15 protein-coding genes and 1 pseudogene are annotated in these 16,763 nt (G+C 58.7%); 7 read left to right on the top strand and 9 right to left on the bottom strand.

The annotated features are described in order from the left end of the window. Nucleotides 1-7: 7 nt before the first annotated feature. Together ASD36_RS13955 and ASD36_RS13950 are read left to right on the top strand one after the other, a co-directional pair. Nucleotides 8-970 carry a DUF2950 domain-containing protein gene (locus tag ASD36_RS13955; protein WP_060511267.1) on the top strand — a complete coding sequence of 321 codons (963 nt, stop codon included), beginning with the start codon at nt 8-10 and terminating at the stop codon, nt 968-970. A 24-nt stretch (nt 971-994) separates the two neighbouring features. Further along, nucleotides 995-2,191 carry a hypothetical protein gene (locus ASD36_RS13950; RefSeq protein WP_060511265.1) on the top strand — a complete coding sequence of 399 codons (1,197 nt, stop codon included), beginning with the start codon at nt 995-997 and terminating at the stop codon, nt 2,189-2,191. A gap of 336 nt (nt 2,192-2,527) precedes the next feature. Here ASD36_RS13950 and ASD36_RS13945 read toward each other — a convergent pair whose 3' ends face one another. Together ASD36_RS13945 and ASD36_RS13940 are read right to left on the bottom strand one after the other, a co-directional pair. Beyond that, nucleotides 2,528-2,821, bottom strand: a complete 294-nt coding sequence (locus tag ASD36_RS13945; protein ID WP_060511263.1) for a type II toxin-antitoxin system RelE/ParE family toxin — start codon at nt 2,819-2,821, stop codon at nt 2,528-2,530. A 2-nt stretch (nt 2,822-2,823) separates the two neighbouring features. Then, complete coding sequence (locus ASD36_RS13940; RefSeq protein ID WP_060511260.1) at nt 2,824-3,102, bottom strand: type II toxin-antitoxin system ParD family antitoxin; 279 nt, start codon at nt 3,100-3,102, stop codon at nt 2,824-2,826. Between the two features lie 381 nt (nt 3,103-3,483). Between ASD36_RS13940 and blh the strand changes: the two genes are divergently transcribed. From blh to ASD36_RS13915, 5 genes are read left to right on the top strand one after another with little or no spacing between them, the layout of a single operon-like run. Then, entirely contained in the window at nt 3,484-4,779 is a 1,296-nt protein-coding gene (gene blh / locus ASD36_RS13935) for a bifunctional sulfur transferase/dioxygenase Blh (protein ID WP_060511258.1), read from the top strand. Next, nucleotides 4,779-5,120, top strand: a complete 342-nt coding sequence (gene bigR, locus ASD36_RS13930; protein ID WP_060511299.1) for a sulfite-sensing transcriptional repressor BigR — start codon at nt 4,779-4,781, stop codon at nt 5,118-5,120. The genes blh and bigR overlap by 1 nt, the downstream gene beginning before the upstream one ends. Next, nucleotides 5,117-5,527, top strand: coding sequence for a YeeE/YedE family protein (locus ASD36_RS13925; RefSeq protein ID WP_060511251.1), 411 nt, complete (start codon nt 5,117-5,119; stop codon nt 5,525-5,527). Before bigR ends, ASD36_RS13925 begins: the two co-directional genes overlap by 4 nt. Then, a complete protein-coding gene (locus ASD36_RS13920; protein ID WP_060511249.1) occupies nt 5,524-5,955 on the top strand; it encodes a YeeE/YedE family protein in 432 nt (143 codons plus the stop codon). Before ASD36_RS13925 ends, ASD36_RS13920 begins: the two co-directional genes overlap by 4 nt. Then, nucleotides 5,952-6,731 carry a sulfite exporter TauE/SafE family protein gene (locus ASD36_RS13915; RefSeq protein WP_244489838.1) on the top strand — a complete coding sequence of 260 codons (780 nt, stop codon included), beginning with the start codon at nt 5,952-5,954 and terminating at the stop codon, nt 6,729-6,731. Before ASD36_RS13920 ends, ASD36_RS13915 begins: the two co-directional genes overlap by 4 nt. 136 nt (nt 6,732-6,867) lie before the next feature. On the opposite strand, the gene ASD36_RS13910 is transcribed toward ASD36_RS13915, so the two are convergent. From ASD36_RS13910 to ASD36_RS13885, 7 genes and pseudogenes are all read right to left on the bottom strand, one after another. Continuing rightward, nucleotides 6,868-8,121, bottom strand: coding sequence for an MgtC/SapB family protein (locus ASD36_RS13910; RefSeq protein WP_060511244.1), 1,254 nt, complete (start codon nt 8,119-8,121; stop codon nt 6,868-6,870). A 190-nt stretch (nt 8,122-8,311) separates the two neighbouring features. Beyond that, complete coding sequence (locus ASD36_RS13905) at nt 8,312-8,707, bottom strand: CBS domain-containing protein (RefSeq protein ID WP_277996001.1); 396 nt, start codon at nt 8,705-8,707, stop codon at nt 8,312-8,314. A gap of 111 nt (nt 8,708-8,818) precedes the next feature. Then, a pseudogene (locus tag ASD36_RS31770) lies at nt 8,819-8,956 on the bottom strand (CBS domain-containing protein); the annotation flags it as partial. Nucleotides 8,957-9,065: 109 nt separating this feature from the next. Next, the gene (locus ASD36_RS13900; protein ID WP_060511241.1) at nt 9,066-11,738 is read right to left on the bottom strand and encodes an HAD-IC family P-type ATPase; all 2,673 of its coding nucleotides are present in this window, start codon (nt 11,736-11,738) and stop codon (nt 9,066-9,068) included. Between the two features lie 353 nt (nt 11,739-12,091). Next, complete coding sequence (locus ASD36_RS13895) at nt 12,092-14,482, bottom strand: phosphoketolase family protein (protein WP_060511239.1); 2,391 nt, start codon at nt 14,480-14,482, stop codon at nt 12,092-12,094. Nucleotides 14,483-14,544: 62 nt separating this feature from the next. Beyond that, nucleotides 14,545-15,747 (bottom strand): acetate/propionate family kinase, encoded by a 1,203-nt coding sequence (locus ASD36_RS13890; RefSeq protein ID WP_060511237.1) that lies wholly within the window; start codon nt 15,745-15,747, stop codon nt 14,545-14,547. Further along, on the bottom strand, nt 15,744-16,685 hold the full coding sequence (locus tag ASD36_RS13885) for a bifunctional enoyl-CoA hydratase/phosphate acetyltransferase (RefSeq protein WP_060511235.1): 942 nt from the start codon (nt 16,683-16,685) through the stop codon (nt 15,744-15,746). Before ASD36_RS13885 ends, ASD36_RS13890 begins: the two co-directional genes overlap by 4 nt. Nucleotides 16,686-16,763 lie beyond the last annotated feature (78 nt).

Genomic DNA, 16,763 nt, shown 5'->3' with positions numbered 1-16,763 from the left:
GACAGTCATGACCACGTCAGTCAAAAACATGCTCCTGGGCTCGGTGTTCGCCGTCACGCTGATGGGCATCGCTGCCGCTCCCGTTGCGGCCTTCGCACAGGAGCCATCGCAATGCACGGCTATTTCCGGATTCGCCTCCCCGACCGATCCGCCCGTCTTCGATACACCGGAACAGGCTGTCGATGCGTTCAAGGCAGCGCTTGCCGCGGACGATTTTGACAAGCTCACGACCTTGCTTGGCCTCGATGCCGCCAAGTCGAAGGCTGGCGAAGGCGTCATGGATACCTATGCCGAAATCCGCGACGGCACCAGGAAGAAGCTCATCGTAGAGGATGTCGAGGGACGCAAGATTCTCGACATCGGCGACAAGCTCTGGCCGTTGCCGTTCCCCATCGTCAAGGGAAACGACGGCAAATGGGCTTTCGATACCTATGCCGGGTTCGAGGAGATCATCAACCGTCGTGTCGGCGAGAACGAACTTCAGGCGATCGCGACTATGCGCGCCTATGTCGACGCCCAGAAGGAATATGCCTCCGCAGACCATGACGGCGACGGCGTGCTGGAATATGCCGGGAAGCTGATTAGCAGCGACGGCAAGATGGATGGACTCTACTGGTCGCCCGATCTCGGCGAGGGCGACAGTCCGGCCGGCGATGCCTTCGAAAGCGGTGCGGCACTTGACAAGGCGAAGGCAGGAGCGGGCTATTTCGGCTACCTCTACCGGATCGTCGAAAGTCAGGGGCCTAACATCGCCGGCGGCAAGTTCGAATACGTCATCAACGGCAACATGATTGCCGGCTTCGCCCTGATCGCCTGGCCGGTCCGATACGGTGAGACGGGCGTGCATACGTTTTCTGTCAATGCCAACGGCACCGTCTATCAGGCAGACCTTGGGCCGGAGACGGAGAAGATGGCTTCAGGGATCAGGACGTTCAACCCCGATGACAACTGGTCGGTAACAGAAGACTGAGACAATGTTGAGGCGAGGGACAACATGACGGACATCCGTAATCAGAATCCGGAAGTCACATCCGATTTTCTCGCCTCGCATGGTGGTCCGTTCTACGAACTTCAGCACAGGTTGCGACTTCTACACGAGCACGCACTGAAGACCGGGCAGCGAGCGTTGATCTTCATCACCCTTGCATGGTTCATCCCCCTGCTGCTCGGTTTGCCGCAAAGCCTGTCATTGGATACCTCCAGCGGTCTTACATATCTCGCGGACCTCGGCGTCTGGAGTAAGTTCTTCATTGCGGTCGGGGCCTTCGTGCTATCCGAACAGCAGATCGAAAAACAACTGAGGAAGAAGCTACGGCAGGTGATCTCGGCCCCGATCATCGCCCCGACGTCGTTTACCGCGGCCGCACATGCCGTCAACCAGGCCTTGCAACAACGAAACTCCAAGGTGGCGGAGATCATCTGCCTGGTCATCGCAATCTTGGCTGCCATGGTCGCGATCCGTCACCAGTACACCGTCGAAACATCGTCCTGGGCGGTCGTTGCATCTCCCGCTGGAAATACCATCACGTTTGCCGGATGGTGGACGCTGATTGTCAGCGTGCCCTTGTTCTGGTTCCTGGCGCTCAGAGGCGTGTGGAGACACTTCGTCTGGTCGATACTCCTGCGCAAAATCGCCCAGATGGAATTGCGGCTTGTTTCCACTCATCCGGATGGCAAGGGCGGCATCGGCTTCCTTGCAGATTATCCGAATGCTTACATGACGTTTGTGTTCGGCATAAGCTGTGCCGTCGCCGCAGCCGTCGCGAAGAACGTGCTGCAGGAAACGCCACCGATCAGCCATCTCACCATGCTGATGGGCGGCTGGCTGGTGATCGTGCTGGCACTGTTCGCCTATCCGCTCTCCGCCTTCTCGAAACCTCTGGCCGAATTGAAGAAGGCCACCATGACGAGACTGACCGCGCAGGCAACGCAGTTCCAGCGGCTGACCGAGCGCAAACTGATGGGAAGCAATGTGGTGGCAGACAGCGCCTCCGAGGCCGAAGAGGTCCAGGACGTCACCGATCCCGGCAAGCAGTACGATGCCACGAGGAAGCTTTCGACGCTTCTGCTCAATCGATCGGCGCTTCTGCCTGTCTCGGCCGCTGCCCTGTTTCCGTTCGCCATCGTCGCCGCTACGAGGGTGCCGTTCAAGGAAGTGATGTCGCTGGTCAAGAAGCTGCTGTTGCTATGACACCCGCCGCACCGCCGCGATGGCGAAGTTGATCGGCAAAAGGGTCTTTGTTGGAAACATCCGACGACAGAAACAAGCAATTGCGGGGATGCGATGAGATGAAGAGAAATGACGGTGGCGGTGCTTTCCCAGGCTTTGCTGTTGATGTTAATCAATGATTGGTGACGAACGAAGGCGGGCGCTGCATGCGTCCGCTTGTGGCCCGCGAAGCGGAAATCATTTCCGCTCCGGCTCATAGTCGTGATCGCACGAGAGGAATACGCGTTTCCGAGTTCCATAAATCAGCGTTATGCCACGCGTGCGTTTCTTGCCCGTAGTCACGCTGACAGGCGACCCTTAGTCAACGACTTGGGAGGAGATGTTCCGGCGCCCGTGCAGCACGCGGATGATTTCGACTGCGCCGCCGGTGAGCCGGTAAAGAGTTAGATACTCGCCTGAGACCAGATGCCGAATACCCGGTGAAATGTCGTCGCGCGCCACTCCCGAGTAAGGGTGCCGTGCGAGATGCTGCCAGCGCGCCTCAATCGCATCGAGAACTCGATCAGCTGCGACTATGTTTTCGACGGCAATGTAGGACCAGATTTCGATCAGGTCCTCATCGGCACGATCCGTGCGGACAATAGAAAGCACAGTTAGCTTTCGCCTTGTGAAGATTCAAAGCGATGGCGCGCGGCGGCTTTCACCTCGGCCATCGTCGAACGCTGACTCGGACCGCTGTCGATGCCCTCATGAACAAGCGCTCGCAGATCCTCAACTGTATAGCCAAGCAAATCCCGTCTTTCCTTCCACTCACGCACGGCGTCGCGGATGGCTTCGCTAGTTGACGCATATTCGCCAGCATCTACCGCGTTTCGCACAAATCCCGCCATCTCAGGTGTCAGTGCAATGGTAATCTTCTCAACCGTCGTCATCGTAGAAGCCTTCTTATCGTCACATCCATGGTATGCGATTAGCGTACCGAAGGCAAGATGCCGATATGCCGGACTCGGGCAACTACTTGATTCCCTTCCGTGTCGGCTTGCCGGCCGAGGTGGCCCGCAGTTCATATCCCTTCAAGGCGAGGGAGCGGTAACCTTCACTGGTCCCGGTGCACAGTATTCTACTCGGAAGTCAAGGCAGGCAACCCTTCCTCTCTGAGGTGGGGAACATCGTCGGGAGGGAGGGCCACTGTTAAGTTGATCGGCGGGCTTGCATGGGCGACGGTCAAGCAGCTTTTCAAAAACTCCAAGGCTTGAAATGATGTCAATATACATTATATTTAATTGTATAATGTTAAATTGGAGATCACCATCATGGCCCTCACAAAGATAACCGACAAGTTCTCCGTCATGCCACAACCCGAGATAGCAGACTTTCGGTCGTTTGCGGAACAGGGGTTTACGACTCTGATCAACGCCCGTCCAGATTTGGAGGAGCCAGCGCAACCGGGAACGAAAGCCGAGAAAGAGGCTACAAACCGGGCAGGGATGACTTACGCCTACGTGCCAGTCACGGTCGCGACAATCACCGAAGCCGACGTCCGCGCATTCCGGCGGGCCATGGATGAGGCGGACGGCCCGGTCGTCGCTCACTGCAAGTCCGGCACCCGCGCATTGCTGCTGTACGTCATCGGCGAGGTTCTCGACGGGCGCATGAAGCGCGATCATGTTGTCGCCTTTGGCCAAGAGCACGGAATCGACTTGGCGGCCGCCGACGACTGGCTGAACAAACACTTTGCCCGCCGCCCGATCGTGAAGGGCTTCTTCGACGAACGGACCTGGAGCATCCAGTACGTGGTATCGGATCCGGATACGGGCAAGTGTGCCATTATCGATCCGGTCCGCGATTTCGATGAAAGGGCTGGTGCGACAGCGACGATCAATGCCGACGGGATCCTCGAATATATCCGGGAGAACAAACTCACGGTCGAATGGATCCTGGATACCCATCCCCACGCCGATCACTTCTCGGCCGCCCAATACCTGAAGGAGAAGACTGGCGCACTCACCGCGATCGGCGAGCGGGTTGTCGACGTTCAAAAGCTCTGGAAGGCCATCTACCACTGGCCAGAACTCGACACAGACGGTTCGCAGTGGGACAAACTGTTCGTGCATGGCGAGACCTTCAAGGTCGGTTCGATCGATGCGAAGGTTATGTTCTCGCCCGGCCACACGCTCGCTTCCATCACCTACGTAATCGGTGATGCCGCCTTCGTGCACGACACTCTCTTCATGCCGGACAGCGGCACGGCACGGGCTGATTTTCCTGGTGGCGACGCACACATGCTTTGGAAGTCGATCCAGGACATTTTGGCTCTTCCGGAGAAGACGCGCATTTTCACCGGACACGACTATCAGCCCGATGGACGGCCCCCGCGCTGGGAAAGCACGGTCGAGGAACAGAAAAGGAGCAACTCTCACATCGCCGGCGTGTCGGAAGAGGAATTCGTGAAGATCCGAACGGCGCGGGACGAAACACTTCCCATGCCAAAACTGATCCTGCATGCCCTGCAGGTGAACGTTCGCGCGGGGCGGCTTCCGGAGCCTGAGGCCAACGGCAAACGGTACCTTAAATTCCCACTGGACGCTCTGGAGGGGGTCGCATGGTGATGGCCTTGGATCCAGACGCAAGCAAACAGTCTTCAATGACGCCGCAGGATATGGCAGCGCGCGCAGCCGAAGTGTCCGGTCTTTTGAAGACATTGGCCCATCCCGCCCGGCTGATGCTCGTCTGCACTCTCGTCGAGGGTGAGCACTCCGTCAGCGAACTGGAGGCGAAGCTCGATCTTCACCAACCGCATCTTTCGCAGCAGCTGACGGTGCTGCGGGAGGCGAATATCGTCAACACCCGCCGAGAAGGCAAACAGATCTTCTACAGCCTGACAGAAGAAAAGGCGGCCCAGCTCGTGGCGGCGCTCTATACGATTTTCTGCAAGGAGGAAGAACAATGACACACTACCTTCCTTCGCTCATCGGAGGCATGTTGATCGGTTTGTCGGCCGTCATGCTGCTTCTCGTTAACGGCCGTATCGCCGGGATCAGCGGAATCGTTGCGCGTCTTGCCCAAGGAGCAGGGATCGCAACGAACCTTGCGTTCGTCGTCGGTCTGATCCTCGGCCCGGTTGTCTACCTATACAGCTTCGGGCAGTGGCCGACCGTCGAGATTTCTGCTGGCTGGCCGCTGATCATCGGCGCGGGTCTGCTTGTCGGTTTCGGATCAAGGATGGGGTCTGGATGTACGAGCGGACACGGCGTGCTCGGGCTCGCCCGGCTTTCACCCCGGTCGATGGTGGCCGTCGCAACATTTCTGACCGCAGGCGTCGTTGCCGTGACAGTTCTGAGAGGAATCGGACAATGACACGCTACATCCTTCAGACGGCCTCCGCGCTAACATCCGGTCTAGCGTTCGGCTTCGGGCTTTCGCTCTCCGGCATGCTGAACCCGGCGCGGGTGCAGGGTTTCCTCGACGTCTTTGGGGCCTGGGATCCCAGCCTTGCCTTCGTTCTCGGCGGTGCGGTTGTCATAGCGTTCGTCGGCGTTCGCATCATGTACCGAATGGATCGTCCCGTTCTTGATGAATCCTTCCATGTCCCGAAGAACAAAAAGATCGACCCGCCGCTCCTTATCGGTTCGGCGCTGTTTGGCGTTGGTTGGGGCTTCGGTGGTTTCTGCCCCGGCCCGGCGGTTGCGTCCTTGTCGGTCGGCCTCGGTGAATCCTTCGTCTTTGTAATAGCCATGATCGTCGGCATGACGCTACACGACCGTGTGTGGAGGAGGGGATCGTGACCTATTCGATCGTCTCAGCAGTTGGCTCCGGCAGCGTCGTCGGCTTCATGCTTGGTCTACTCGGCGGCGGCGGCTCAATCCTCGCCACGCCGCTGCTTCTGTATGTCGTTGGCGTCGCCGAGCCGCATGTGGCCATAGGAACGGGCGCACTGGCCGTTTCAGCCAATGCCTTTGCCAATTTCGGGATCCATGCGGTCAAGGGTCACGTCTGGTGGCGCTGCGCCATCGTCTTCTCTCTCCTCGGGACAATTGGAGCGCTCTTGGGGTCAACTCTCGGTAAGTCGATGGATGGTGACAAGCTGCTCTTTTTATTCGGCATCGTCATGGTGGTGATCGGCGGGCTGATGCTGCGACCCAAAAAGTCCCTCTCGACCGTGCCACGTCCTATTGATGGCAAAATGTGTCTGATAACCGCGGCTGTTGCGTTGGCTTCGGGTGCTGCATCGGGGCTCTTCGGGATTGGTGGCGGATTCCTGATCGTCCCAGGGCTCATCCTCGCGACAGGCATGCCGATGATCAATGCAGTCGGATCATCGCTTTTATCTGTCGGTGCGTTCGGCTTGGCGACGGCAATCAACTATGCTGCGTCAGGACTCGTCGACGGGATGCTTGCCGTCGAATTCGTGGGCGGTGGGATTGTCGGCGGCGTGTTTGGCATGATCCTCTCGACGCGACTCAGTGTCTACAAAGGCCTGCTCAATCGGATGTTTGCGGGGCTCATCTTCATGGTTGCCGGATACGTGCTGTACCGAAGCCTGAGTGGAGTAATACCATAAAGTTCGTCAACGTTCGGTCCGATCCGTGGGCGCTTGTCAATCATTCTGCCACCGGTGTCCGCACTCGATGAGTTCATCCGCCGACGGGCGCGGGCGTCTTCTGTGACGCGCGACGGGGCCTTCATCATTCAGCCGGTTATCGGGTCACCAGGTAGACAGCACTACCAGCGCTAATTGCCAGTATAGAGGCGATCACGATAGGCAACCAATAAAAGAGCGTTCGCGATGCGATTGCGACGATCAGCCGCCCGACGGCATTGGCGGCGATAGCCGCAAGCACTGCCTGGCCGATGGCAATCAACGGCAGCGGCAGGCCGTCCTGGCCTGCGCGCAAGGCGCTGAGGACCGCAACGTCAACATCGAATGTCCCGGAGATGGCCGAAAGGGCGACAAGTCCGCTGTCGCCAATACGGGACACCAGCGCGGCGCTCAGGGTCGTGGTCAGTGCGAAAAGACTGGCAAAAACGACAATGGGGCCGAGTTCGAATGGGTTTCGCGCGGTAAAAGTCTCTTCCTGTCGCGCGGCGTGCAACGTCATCAACGAGCCGCCGGCAAGAGCCAGCACCGTTGCCGCTGTAAGAGCAGCAGGGGCGATCAAGGGAAAGACCGCTGGCGCGATAACGAGAACGATCGCAATGACCCGAAGGACTGATACAACGGGCGCTAGGATCGCGGCCCCAGCCAACGGCAAAGGAGCCTCGCCGCTTCTGGCCTTCTGTCCGAAACTGGCTGTGACGGCGGTTGAGGAAACCAACGCTCCTGCCAGGCTGCTGACGAGCAGACCCTTCGTCGAGCCAAGCAGCCGGACTGCGATATAGCCGGTGTAGGAGATCGTTGCGCTCAGCACGGTGAAGAGCCAAACTTCCCAGGGATTCAATCCGCCCCATGGATCGGTTGTGCGATTAGGAATGAGGGGAAGGATGATCGCGGTCATCACGGCGAGAACGAGGGCCGAGCGCAACTCGATCCAGGATAGGCGCTGCAGGAGGCCATGGAGCGCTTCCCTGCTTGCTAGCAGAGCTGCAAGGGCGGCGCCGGCCGCGGCGGCAGCTTGATAATCTCCGGCAACAGCGATCCCGCCAAGCGCGAAAACGCAGAGCGCTGCGCAAACCCCGGTGACACTGAAATCGTCGTCACGCCGGGCTTCGCGCAGCTTGAACCAGCTGAAACTCAGTGAAAAACCGAGGAACCCTAAACCGAAGATCACTCCGCCGTTCTGTTCCTGCACCAACGTGCCGAATGCGCCGCCAAGCAAGCCCGCAATTCCATACGTCCGGATGCCGGCGGTGCGACTGCCTGCAGGGGCATCGCGATCCCGCCAGCCACGTTCGAGCCCAACCAGAAGGCCAATAGCGAGGGCGAGGCCAAGACGTGGAATGATCGAGTCCATCTTACTTTTCCCAGTTTCCTGGAAGTGGAGCCGGAAGCCCGCTCGCCAGCGAAATAGACCTGATCTTCATGGGTGCCCCACTGATTTACTTGTAGGGTAGCACGGCATGGCCGGTACCCAGACCGGCTTGTGTTGATCGCACGCAAAGATGCGCAATCCGAACCTGAGGAGCCGTCCATATTCTGCATCGCTAGTGCGCCGCAGTTGGCCGAGCCTTTCGGGTGACAATGCAACTGGCGCCGGCGATAGCTTCGGTCACGATCCTTACGGCTTCGCACGCAGCATCGGATTCGAATTCGCCAATTACCTCCACCACTGAATCCCGGACATTGACCTCCACTTTCTCCCGGCGAAGTCCCAATTCGGCTTGAAGCCGCGTCGAAACTGCCAGCCGTAATGCGTCATCACCGCGAGCGACGGAGTCTGGTGTTGCAGAGATGGCCTTGAGCACGTCGCGCCGGCTGACGATTCCCGAGAGTCTGCCGTTCGTGAGGATGGGAATCCGTTTGATATTGTGACGGCGCATCAGCGCGACGATTTCGGCAAGCGTAGCTTGCGGCGAAGCGACGACGACGTTGGCCGTCATGCAATCTTCGACCGCCCGCCCGTGTTGTTTGATATAGCTTTCGAAAAACGCCACGTCCGGCTGAAGGTGTCCGATTTCATGCCCGCCGTTGAACTCGTGCCGCTTTAATAAGTCTCCCTCGGTCAACATCCCGCATACGCCTCCAGCATCGTCGACCACCGGTAGGCCACTTACATCTCAGTCGATCATAATTTCTATCGCCCGCTTGAGGCTCGTGCCCACCGTCACATAAGCTACATTCGTCGTCATCAGATCCCTGGCAAGCATCGTCGTCTCCTAAGGCCGCTATTGTTTAGTGCGTCGCCAGCTTCGGGGATTGCGGCGTTCACCGCCTTGATGCAGCGCAATTGAGTGCACCTCAATTCACGGTCGTTCTGCGTATCAGCCATTTGTCGAGTTCATTGACGAAAAGAATCGACGAGGCGGCGACGCAGATCCAGGCCCATTGTGCGAGCGAAATCGGCGTGAGTTGCAGTGTCTCGCGCAACCAGGGGACATACATCGCCGACAGGTGCAGTGCCTGGGACGCGACAATGCTCAAGAGCAGCAGCGGGTTGCCGAGGAAGGCCAATGCAAAGATCGACTTGCGTTCTGAGCGGCTGAGGAAAGTCTGGAAGTTTTCAAATATCACGAAAAGCAGGAGCAGCATGTTTCGTGCTTGCGAAACCTCGTATCCATGCTGCAGCAGCCACCAGAAGACAGCAAAACCTCCAACACCGATGGTCAAAGTCGACAGAACGATTCTGCGAACCATGAGCCGGTCAAAGATCGGTTCCCTCGGGCGGCGGGGCGGTCGCTCCAGTTCGTCTCCCTCCGCCTTTTCGCCCGCCAACGCGACATCCTGAATTCCGTTGGTCACCAGATTGAGCCAGAGCAACTGCACCGGCAGCAGGGGCATGGGCAGACCGAGCGGGATCGCCAGCAGGAACAGCAGCATCTCAGCCGCTCCCGTTGCGACGAGCATGTAGATGACCTTTCGGATATTCGAATAGGCTATGCGGCCTTCACGAATACCGCTCACGATGGACGCGAAATTGTCGTCCGATACCACGATGTCGGCACTTTCCTTGGCGACTTCAGTACCCTTTCGCCCCATCGCGACGCCCACATGAGCATGTTTTAGCGCCGGGGCATCATTGACGCCGTCGCCGGTGACCGCGACGAAGTGCCCGTTGCGGGCAAGCGATAACACGATTGCGAGCTTTTGAGCTGGCACAACGCGCGCATAGAGTCGGGCATCTTTTGTCAACGCGTCCAGCCTACCAGGCCCCCCGTCTTCCGCCTTCCCGACATCATCACCCGCGACCACCTGATCAGGCCGAAACTTCAGACCTGCCTGGCAGGCGATGGCGGAGGCTGTCCTTGGGTCATCTCCGGTGATCATTGCGACCTCGATGCCGGCGGCATGACAATCCCGGATAGCTTTGGGTACTTCCGGACGAATAGGATCCTGCATACCCGCAAGCCCCAGGAAGACAAGGTCGACGAGATGATGGTGACCAAATGTGCGGTCATTGGCCGCCTTGATCTCGCCCTCGGCAAAGGCGAGGACGCGCAGGCCGCGTCCTGCCATCTCCTCCTTTTGCGCGAGGAGCCCCTCACGGTCGATGGGCACATTACGATTACCCGCATCCATGCGATCGGCCATATCGATCAAGGTTTCGGCCGATCCCTTGGCGAACATGTGGACACTGTCTCCCCGCTGATGGAAGGAGGCTGCATATTTTAGATCAGGCTCATACGGGATGCGTGCCAGAAGCGGATAAGCATCCTGCATGACCCTATGCTCAAGACCCGCTTTGCGGGCAGCTGCCAGAAGCGCTACGTCGACTGTATCTCCGATACCCTGCCAGCCGGCTTCCTGTTTGCTGAGCGCGCCCTCGTTCGGCAATGAGGCAGCCTTGAGCAGGCGTGCGGCCTTTTGACGGGCGTCCGCCACACTCATGTTTGGGCCGCGAATCTCGCAACTATCGAGATCCGTGCCAGCGTCAAGTTCGAGGCAAGTGCCGTCGGGAAGCCGGATATCGGTAATGGTCAGCTCGTTGAGGGTCAGAGTGCCTGTTTTGTCGGTAGCGATCATCGTGCAGGAGCCAAGGGATTCGACCGCCGCCATGTGGCGGACGATGACATTTTGCTTGGCCATGCGGCGCATGCTGATGGCCAGCGCGATTGATATGGCGATCGGCAAACCTTCGGGAACCGCGCTGACCGCAAGTCCGATCGACATCATCAACAGCTCGTTCCAAGGCAACCCTCTTATCAATCCGACCGTGATAAGTACGGCACTGGCAATGCCGACCACCCAGGCGATCCTGTTAGAGAAATGCGCCAGCCGGATCATCAACGGTGGCTTGGAAATGGACGCTTTGCCGACGTCGAAAGCGATTTTGCCGATTTGGGTAGAGGGGCCGGTGGCCGTCACCAGACCCTTGCCGCGGCCACGGGTGACCAACGATCCCCCAAATGCAAGGTCCGAGTTCCGATGTTCCCCAGGCACATCGGCAAGGCCAATGTGCTTGTGGACCGGCGCTGATTCCCCTGTCAGCAGCGATTCATCGCACAGCAGGCCGTTGGCCTCGATAAGCGTGATATCAGCAGGAATTTTGCCGCCGGCCTCAATGCGGATGAGATCGCCGGGAACCACCAAACGAGCGTCGATCTCCCGTGCTTCTCCGTTACGAATGGCGTTCGCATAGGGCTGCTCAAGATTGCGTAGCGCAGCGGCTGCGCGGCTGGCCGAATGTTCCTGAATGCCACCAATCAACCCATTCAGCAGAAGGACGATGGCGATAAAAACGGCATCTTCGGGTTCACTGACGGCGAGCGATACAGCAGCTGCGACAAGGAGGATGTAAATCAGTGGACTGCGGAATTGCCTTATGAAGATCAGCAACAGAGACGCCGCTCTGGGCTCGGGGATGGTGTTCGGACCGAATTGCACCAGGCGCTCGGCAGCCTCAACACTGGTCAGTCCTCCAGGCCCTTGTCCGGTGGCCTGGATGTCACGAGGCAATTGAGCGGTGGCGGTCATGCGACACTCCAGATCAGACGGGTGATCGTCACGACAAAGAGCCGACGATGATCCCGGAGTGTAGTGTTCATGATGTTCCTGGACATTGATATCGGTCAACGTCAGCATCTGATCTTGAACAGGGCGCGACGGCGAATCCACGCCCGCGACGCGTTCAGGACAGCCAGGTTTCTTCTTCGAGAAGGTTGCCCGCAGATCCCAAGGCCACCTCCACATGGGCACCCTTTGGAATTCTATATGGCTGGCACTGACTTACGACTGCGATTGCCTTGCTCGCCCGCTAGAACCGGCGCTGTCCCAGCCGGGTCCGCCTGCAATTCTGGCTCAGCAAGGTTTCGATCCGGACATGCGCATCACGGGTCCCATTTCCAATCGCGGATTTCCGGCATGTCCTCGCCATATTCGCGCACATAACGGGTATGTTCCACGAGTTTGCTCTCAAGAGCGGCGATGGCCGCATCGGCATTCTCCTTCAGGCCAGGCACGCGCTTGATCGCCTCTATCGCCAGGTGAAAGCGGTCGAGCTCGTTCAAAACAGTCATATCGAATGGCGTCGTCGTGGTGCCTTCCTCGATGAAGCCGCGAACGTGGATGTTCTCGTGGTTGGTGCGTTTGTAGGTCAGCCGGTGGATGAGGGCGGGATAGCCGTGATAGGCAAAGATGATCGGCCGGTCTTTTGTGAACAGGCGGTCGAACGCATCGTCAGAGAGGCCGTGCGGATGATGCTCTTGCGACTGAAGGGAAAGCAGGTCGATTACGTTGACGACGCGGATACTGAGCTCAGGGATAGCCCGGCGCAGCAGCTTCACGGCCGCCAGCGTCTCTAGGGTCGGTACATCGCCCGCGCAGGCCATCACGACGTCTGGCTCAACCGAGCCCTCCTCATTGCTGGCCCAGTCCCATATGCCGATACCGGCTTCGCAGTGCTGTTCCGCCTCGTCGATTGTCAGCCACTGAGGCTCCGGCTGCTTGCCCGCGACGATGACATTGATCCGGTCCCAGGTTCTCAGGCAGTGATCGCCGACCCAAAGGAGAGTATTGGCATCCGGGGGCAGATAGATCCGCACCGTGTCGGCTCTCTTATTGGCAACAAGGTCCAAGAAGCCGGGATCCTGATGGCTGAAGCCGTTATGATCCTGCCGCCAGACGTGCGATGTCAGCAGGTAGTTGAGCGACGATACCGGTTTGCGCCATTCAAGTTCCCGCGAGACCTTCAACCATTTGGCATGCTGGTTGAACATCGAATCGATAATGTGGATGAAAGCTTCGTAGCAGGAAAACAACCCGTGGCGGCCGGTGAGCAGGTAGCCTTCCAGCCAACCCTGGCACAGATGTTCACTCAGGACTTCCATCACCCGGCCATCACGCGCGAGTTGGACGTCGTATGGTTCGATCGCCTCCATCCAGACACGATTGGTAACTTCGAATACGCTCCCAAGGCGATTCGATTCCGTTTCGTCGGGACCGAAAATTCGGAAATTGGCATTCTCGTCGTTGAGCTTGAGGACGTCACGCAGATAGTGTCCGAGAATTTCGGTCGTCTGAACCATGGAGCCGCCGCGGGTGGTCACGGGTACGGCGTAGTCGCGGATCGAAGGCACAACAAGTTCCTTGCGAAGCAGTCCGCCATTGGCATGGGGATTGGTGCCCATACGCCGCTCACCCATCGGCGCCAGTGCCTGCAGCTCGGGCTTGAGCCGTCCCCCGACATCGAAAAGGTCTTGCGGATCGTAGCTGCGCATCCAGTCTTCGAGAATCTTGCGGTGGTCGGCATCTCCCCGGCAATTGGCCACCGGCACCTGATGCGCCCGCCAGAAGCCCTCGACCTTTTTGCCATCGACTTCCTTCGGGCCGGTCCAGCCCTTTGGGCTGCGCAGCACGATCATCGGCCAGCGCGAGCAGCCGTCCTGTGAGGCACCTTCGCGCGCATCGTGCTGAATAGTGCGAATACGCTCGAAAACCGCGTCGAGCGTCGCTGCCATCTGCCGATGCATATCCGCAGGTTCATGTCCTTCAACAAAAAAGGGCTCATACCCAAGGCCGCGAAACAGATTGTCGAGGTCTTCGTCGCTTGTGCGGGCCAGCAGCGTCGGATTGGCGATCTTATAGCCGTTCAGATGCAGGATAGGTACGACGGCGCCGTCGCGGGCCGGATTGAGGAACTTGTTTGACTGCCAACTCGCGGCAAGCGGCCCGGTCTCAGCCTCGCCGTCGCCGATAACACAGGCTACGATGAGATCCGGATTGTCGAACGCCGCGCCATAGGCGTGCACAAGCGCATACCCGAGCTCACCGCCCTCGTGGATGGAGCCTGGCGTTTCCGGCGCGGCATGGCTGGGGATTCCGCCCGGGAAGGAAAACTGTCGGAACAGCTTCTGCATGCCGGCGGCGTCCTGCGATATATCCGGATAGATTTCGCTGTAGCTGCCTTCAAGATAGGTGCTTGCAACCATACCCGGCCCGCCATGGCCCGGGCCGCAGATATAGATCATACTGAGATCGCGATCTCGGATGATGCGATTGAGATGGGTGTAGATGAAGTTGAGGCCGGGCGTCGTGCCCCAGTGGCCAAGCAGACGGGACTTTATATGCTCCGGTTTCAGCGGTTCGCGTAGCAGCGGGTTGTCGAGAAGGTAGATCTGTCCGACGGACAGATAGTTGGTAGCGCGCCAGTAGCGGTCGATCAGCGTCAATTCTTCCGCTGTCATCGTATCCTTTGAGGCCAGGGAGGTATCGGACTGCATCTGTTTGTTCCTTTGGTACATCGGGGCCGTCGCGCCGGAGGCGGACTGCATCCACGATCGGCTTATGATTGCGGTGGCAAATCCCGCGAATTGAGGACGGCGAGGCATTCTTCGGCGATCACCATTTCCTCGTCCGTTGGAATAACGTAAACAGCGATCCGACTCGCGGCAGTGCTGATCTTGAATGCGTTCATGTCATTGGCGCGCCTATCCAGCTCGACGCCAAGCCAAACAAGCCTTTCGGTGACGAGTTCGCGAACCCGCGGTTGGTTCTCGCCAATGCCTGCCGTGAACACCAGGGCGTCGAGTCCCTTGAGCGTCGATGCAAGCCGACCGATTTCACCGGCGATCCGTAGCGTAAAGAGGTCAATTGCTTCCTTTGCAACCGTTCCATCGTTGTCGAAGAGCTCACGTATATCGCCGCTCAATCCACCAGAGACGCCGAGCAGGCCGGACTGGTGGTAGAGCATTTCCTCCACCTCCCCGACGGTCTTTCCGAGCGGTCCCAGGAAATGCAGGAGCACACCGGGATCGAGCCAGCCGGGACGCGTGGCCATCGGGATACCGTCGAGCGTTGAAAAGCCCATACTGGAATCACGACTGGTGCCATTATCGATCGCACACAGGCTGGCGCCGCTGCCAAGATGAGCCACTATGATCTTGCCATGGGCGACTTCCGGCGACTTCGAGGCCAAGGTACTTGAAACGGATTGGTAGGAAAGACCGTGGAACCCGTATCGCTTGATACCTCGCTCGTGATAGACGCGCGGAATTGCGAACCGGCGCACGAGATCCGGCTGCGCGGCGTGAAAGGTGGTATCGAACGAAGCGGTCTGGAACAGATCCGGCCGCAGGTGTTTGATCGCCCTGACAAGTCTCAGCGCCTGTGGCTGATGGAGTGGTGCAAGGTCGGTTAGCGACGTGATCTGTTCGACGGTCCTGGCATTCAGTTCGGCTGGACCGGAGAAGAGATCGCCCCCATGAACGACCCGGTGGCCTGCAGCCGCTACTGAATCAAGATCAAAATGCCCGGCCAGCGCCTTGAAGACCTCTGCCATCAGTTCCGACAGATCGTCGCTTCGGTCACCCATTCGAGCAAGGTCGAGGTGCGTCGAACCTTCCTTCACAGTCAATTGCAGCGAATGGGAGCCGAAATCAACAACCGCCTTGCCGCACCGCTCTAGCCCTTTGTCACCCAACTCGAAGATGCCAATCTTGACCGTGGATGAGCCGGCATTGAACGTCAGGAGGAGTTTGCCCGTCATGCGATCGCCTTTGGTTCATGGCGTTTTGCGGTGGTCAGCACAGCGAGGGCTGCCGAGGCCATGCGAACCTTGGCCGAATCCGCGCGGCTTGTCAGGATAATGGGAACGCGCGCGCCAAGGACAAGTCCTGCGGCATCCGCGCCTGCGAAATAGATGAGTTGCTTGGCCAGCATGTTTCCGGCTTCGAGATCGGGAACCAGAAGGATGTCTGCTTGCCCTGCCACCTGCGAATTGATGCATTTGGCCCGCGCGGCCTTGATGCTGATCGCGTTGTCGAAGGCAAGCGGACCATCGACAATCGCGCCTTCGATCTGGCCGCGCGCAGCCATCACTGTTAAGGCGGCGGCGTCCAGCGTTGCAGGCATCTTGCTGTTGACAGTTTCGACGGCTGCGAGCGCTGCAACGAGCGGCCTTTCAACGCCGAGAAGCCGCATGAGATCGATGGCGTTCTGGCAAATGTCCTTTTTTTGATCGAGGTTCGGCCGAATATTGATTGCAGCATCGGTGATAACCAGCAGCTTTCTGTAAGCCGGCACATCCATCACGTAGACGTGGCTGATGCGGCGTTCTGTTCGAAGCTTGGAGGTGGGTGACAAGACGGCGGAAAGCAGTTCGTCGCTGTGGAGGCTGCCCTTCATCAATGCCGCGACCTTGCCGGTCGAGGCGAGTACGACGGCGTGGTTGGCTGCAGCATGACTGTGCTCGACCGGCTCGATGTCGATACCGGCGAGGGAAAGTGCAGCCGCCTCGGCAATCGCCCTGATTTTGTGCTCTGGCCCGATCAACAACAGGTCGAGAAGTCCTTGGGTTTTCAGATCAATCGCGGAGCGGAGGGTTTCCTCCGAGCAGGGATGGACCACTGCCGTCCGCATTGGTGAAATGGCGATGGCTCTACGGACGAAGGAATCGTAACGGCTGTGTCCCGGCATCGTCTCCATTGGCCAATCGGTTCCTTTTCAGAGTTGCAAGATGAACGCCTGCTTCGGTCTCTGCGACGCTCCGAACGGAGGGATTGC

This window comes from Rhizobium sp. Root1334 (genome assembly GCF_001426665.1).
Classification (GTDB): domain Bacteria; phylum Pseudomonadota; class Alphaproteobacteria; order Rhizobiales; family Rhizobiaceae; genus Pararhizobium.
This window is presented reverse-complemented; position numbering and strand designations above follow the sequence as displayed.